Raw genomic sequence first — 4,348 nt, forward strand, 5'->3', positions numbered from 1 at the left:
CGCCGCCCTCGCCCTGCTCGACCTGGGTCTCGGCCGCCCGGAGTGGGCGAGGCTCCTCGCGACCGATCCCGCCCGTGGGCGCCGCGAGAGGCTGGCAGCCTGCCCCGGTCTCCCGTCCGACGTGGTCGACACGCTCACGGCGGATCCGGACGTGCGGGTGGTCGCCGAGCTCGCGTTGTCGGCCACCTCGGACGTGGCCGAGGGACTCGCGGCGCATCCGCACGCCGAGGTCCGCCGCGCGGTCGCGGGCAACGAGGAGACGCCCCCGGCCGCGTTGGCAGCGTTGGTGACCGGGCAAGGACTGTCCGCGGCACGTCATTGTCTGGTCTGTGACCGCGAGGATGTTCCCTTCGTCCACGATCCCGAGTGCCCACGGCTCGACTGTGAACTGCCGCCGGGTGCGTCATGCGACGGATCCCACGAGTCCACCGTCCACGCCATGTGGGAGGCGGCACTCCGTAACCCTGCCACTCCTGCCGAGGCCGTCGTCGGTTTTGTGGACCATCCGTCGATGCTCCTGCGCTGGGCGCTCGCCGGACGCCAGGACCTGCCCCGAGAGGTCTACGCGCGGCTGGCTTCGGACCCGACTCCCGGTGCCCGCGCCGACGTTGCCGAGAACCCTGCGATCGATGAGGCCCTGATCCGCGCACTGGCCGCCGACCGTGACCCCGAGGTGCGCCGCAGGCTCGCGCATCATCCCCGCGTACCACTCGACGTGCTCACCCTCCTGGCCGGAAACACCAGGATCGGCGCCACCCTTCTGCCCCGTATCGCCGCCGCCTCTGACGCCGAGGTCGAAGGGCTGGCCAAGTCACCGGAGCCGGCTGTCCGAATGCTGGTGGCCCAGCGGCGCGACCTGCCGTCCGGGATACGCGGCCGGCTGGTCGACGATCCCGATGCGAAGGTGGCCAAGGCCCTCCCCCCGCACCTGGGCCTCACCGAAGCACAGTTGCGCGGCGTGGTCGGCCGTCACGGTGTCCAGGTCCTGGCCAAGGTGGCGGCCAACCCGGACGCGCCCACGGCGCTCCTCGACGACCTGGTCCGGCACGAGCCGGCGGCGCAGCGGGTGTTCCGTGAGGTGGCCCGGCACCGCCGGGCGTCGGCCTCGGCGCTGCTCGTCTGCCTGGCGGACAGACGAGCGAGACCGGTGGCCGCCGGCCACCCGGCGCTCCCGCCACCCGTCATCGCGGAACTCCTGACCGACGGGGACTGGCAGGTGGCGGAAGCAGCAGCGGCCAACCCGTCCCTGCCGCCCGCCGTGATGGCGGATCTGGCGTACGGGCGGTGAGTGCTGTGACTGAGCACATGAGTTGGCCGCGGGACAGCGATCGATACGGACGCTACTTCTGCCGGTAGTTCTGCATGGTCCTCCCCAGGTGCCCGTGATCGACTCTTCATTGGTCGGCCGGGGGGCCGGTTCTTCCCCTCTCCTCTCAAGGAACAGGAACAGGAGTCCGTTTCCATGACGTCCCATCGTCGGCCCAAGCAGCCGAGCCGCACGCGCGTGAGCGTGCTGACCACGGCGGCCGCCGCTGCCGTCGCCCTGAGCGCGAACACCGCCGACGCCACGCCCGGTCAGAAGCTCGGCAAGGACGAGGTCAAGGCCAAGGTCGACAAGCTCTACGTGCAGGCGGAGCAGGCCACGGAGAAGTACAACGCGGCCAACGAGAAGCAACGGAAGCTCCAGGAGGAGGTGTCCGCCGTCCAGGACAGCGTCGCCCGCGGCCAGCAGGAACTGAACACGCTGCGGGACGGTCTTGGTTCGCTGGCCGCCGCCCAGTACCGATCCGGGGGCATCGATCCCTCGGTCCAGCTCCTCCTCTCCTCGGACCCGGACGATTTCCTCGCCAAGGCGTCCACACTCGACCAGTTGAGCAGCCAGCAGGTCGAAGCCCTCCAGAAGATCCAGGGCAAGCAGCGGCAACTCGCCCAGGAGCGCGCCGAGGCCACCGAGAAGCTTGAGGATCTCGCCACCACCCGCACCGAGTTGGGCGACAGGGAGAAGGAGGTCCAGGGCAAGCTCGCCGAGGCGCAGAAGCTGCTCAACACCCTGACGGCGAAGGAGAAGGCGGACCTCGCCACCGAGCAGCAGCGCGCAAGCCGCTCCTCCGCCGAGCAGGTGGACATCGGCCACCACGCCCCCGCGTCCGGCCGGGCCGGCGCCGCCTTCGCCGCCGCCCAGGGACAGCTCGGCAAGCCCTACATCCGCGGCGGCACCGGTCCCTCCTCGTACGACTGCTCGGGCCTGACCTCCTGGGCCTACGCCCAGGCCGACGTCTCCATACCGCGCACCTCCGAGGCCCAGTCGGGCATCGGGACCCGCCTCTCACGCAGCCAGCTCCAGGTCGGCGACCTGGTCTTCTTCTTCAACGACCTCCACCACGTGGGCCTGTACGCGGGCAACGGCCAGATCCTGCACGCCCCTCGCACCGGTACGGTCGTACGGTACGAGTCGATGGACACCATCGGCGGACCGTTCATGTTCGGTGTCCGCGTCTGACCTCCCACCGGCGGCAGCGGGCTGGAGGCACCTCAGTCGACCTCGGGGTCAGGAGCAGGCGTAGCCCGTCAACGGTGGGGTGCGAAGGGCGATGACGGCCTTGTCGTCGTGGCCGTTGCCCGGACGGTGGGTGACGAGTGCCCGGCACAGTTCGTCCGGTGGCCGGCCGGCGAACCGGGATGCGGTGACGGCCAGGGCGTCCAGTCCCCGGTCCAGCGGCTGGCCGGGAACCTCGACGAGACCGTCGGTGAAGAGGACGATCGTGCTGTCCACCGGTACCGCCTGACAGTGGTCCGGGCGCGGGAGGTCGGGAGCCACCCCGAGCGGGGGGCCGGGCTCTGTGTCCAGGTAGCGGACCCGTCCGTCGGGCAGCAGCAGAAGCGGGGGCGGGTGTCCGGCGCTGGACCAGCACAGCTGCCAGGCACTGTCGGCGGGCTCCAGCCGGGCCAGCAGGGCCGTGGCCATGGGCGCCTCGTCCAGGGCGGCGTTCATGATCCGGTCCAGCCGCGCGAGGGAGGCACTGGGCGCCGCGTTCCTGTCGAAGTACAGGGCCCGCAGCATGTTGCGGATCTGGGCCATGTCGGCCGCGGCCCGCAGATCGTGCCCCACGGCGTCACCGATCACCGCCACGCACGACCCGTCGGGCAGCAGCATGGCGTCGTACCAGTCGCCGCCCACGGCGGCCGGAGAGTTCGCCGGGCGGTAGGCCGCGCCGGCGGCGAAGGGCCTCAGGTCGGGCAGGCGGGGCAGCAGCAGCCGTTGGAACTGTTCGCTGCTGTTGCGGACCTGCTGGTACAGGCGGGCGTTCTCGATCGCCACCCCGGCCGTGCCGGCGAGCGCGCGGATCACGCCTTCGTCGTGCCGGTCGAAGGGCTGCCCGTCCTTGCGTTCGGAGAGGTACAGGTTGCCGTAGACCTGCCCTCGTACGCTGATCGCGACGCCGAGCAAGGTGCGCATGGGCGGGTGCCCGGGAGGGAAGCCGGCCGACTCCGGGTGGCGCGAGATGTCCTTGACCCGCAGTGGCTCGGGGTGGTGGATCAGATGCCCCAGCAGGCCCCTGCCTCTCGGCAGCTCCACGCCTTCCAAGTCGGCCAGCTCTTGCGCGGTGAGCCCCAGCGGGATGAACTCGTCCAGGAGCCGGCCGTCCTGGTCGAGCACTCCCATGGCACCGTAGCGGGCGCCCACCAGATCCATCGCTGTGCGGACGATGCGGCGCAGCACCGTGGGCAACTCCAGTTCGCCGGTGATGTTCACCACCGCCTGGAGCAGTTCCTGCAAGGTGCTCTGCGCACGGGCCAGGGCGTGCAGCTGCTCGCCGATCCGGTTCAGGTCGGAGCTGAGGGGGAGGTCGAGCAGCGAGGTGTAGGACTCCTCCGGTTCTTCGTCGACCGAGTCGTCACCCTGGTCGTCGTCCGGTGTCCTCTGCCACTCCGCCGCCATCGTGCCTGCCTCCCTTCTGCCGTCCGCACGCGTGACACACCGCGAGCCGGATCCGCTGCTCGAACCGGCTTCCGCCACCCTCACCCGGCAGCCGGACGTGTGCCGCCCCTGGGCAGCCGGTCGGCGTAACGCCTCACCGTCTCGGCGGCACGTCACGCGAAGGAGAAGTGCGCGGCGGCTTCGGCGGGCGTGGTCGACCGGCGGCGTCCGGGGACGTCATGGACGGAGGTGGCGCCCTTGGCGCGGAGCTGATCGGGACCGGCGTCCCGGGCCATGAGGGCGGCGTAGGCACGGACATCCGCGGCGGTGAGGTCCGTGCGGCCCCGCTCGGCGTACTGCTGGAGGAGGTCGGTGACGTCCGGGGCGAAGCGCAGCACGGTCACCGGGGCGTCGAAGCGCCTGGCGATA

At 71.3% G+C, this 4,348-nt stretch carries 3 protein-coding genes and 1 pseudogene; 2 read left to right on the top strand and 2 right to left on the bottom strand.

From position 1 onward, the window contains the following. Together GTW67_RS24890 and GTW67_RS24895 are read left to right on the top strand one after the other, a co-directional pair. On the top strand, positions 1-1,288 hold a 1,288-nt coding region (locus tag GTW67_RS24890), incomplete at its 5' end, for a hypothetical protein (RefSeq protein WP_161167031.1). A 174-nt stretch (positions 1,289-1,462) separates the two neighbouring features. Beyond that, complete coding sequence (locus tag GTW67_RS24895) at positions 1,463-2,500, top strand: C40 family peptidase (protein ID WP_161167032.1); 1,038 nt, start codon at positions 1,463-1,465, stop codon at positions 2,498-2,500. 48 nt (positions 2,501-2,548) lie between these two features. Here GTW67_RS24895 and GTW67_RS24900 read toward each other — a convergent pair whose 3' ends face one another. Continuing rightward, the gene (locus tag GTW67_RS24900; protein ID WP_161167033.1) at positions 2,549-3,940 is read right to left on the bottom strand and encodes a GAF domain-containing SpoIIE family protein phosphatase; all 1,392 of its coding nucleotides are present in this window, start codon (positions 3,938-3,940) and stop codon (positions 2,549-2,551) included. 152 nt (positions 3,941-4,092) lie between these two features. Further along, positions 4,093-4,348, bottom strand: a pseudogene (locus GTW67_RS24905) (ATP-binding protein); the annotation flags it as partial.

The organism is Streptomyces sp. SID5910 (assembly GCF_009862125.1).
Lineage (GTDB): Bacteria > Actinomycetota > Actinomycetes > Streptomycetales > Streptomycetaceae > Streptomyces.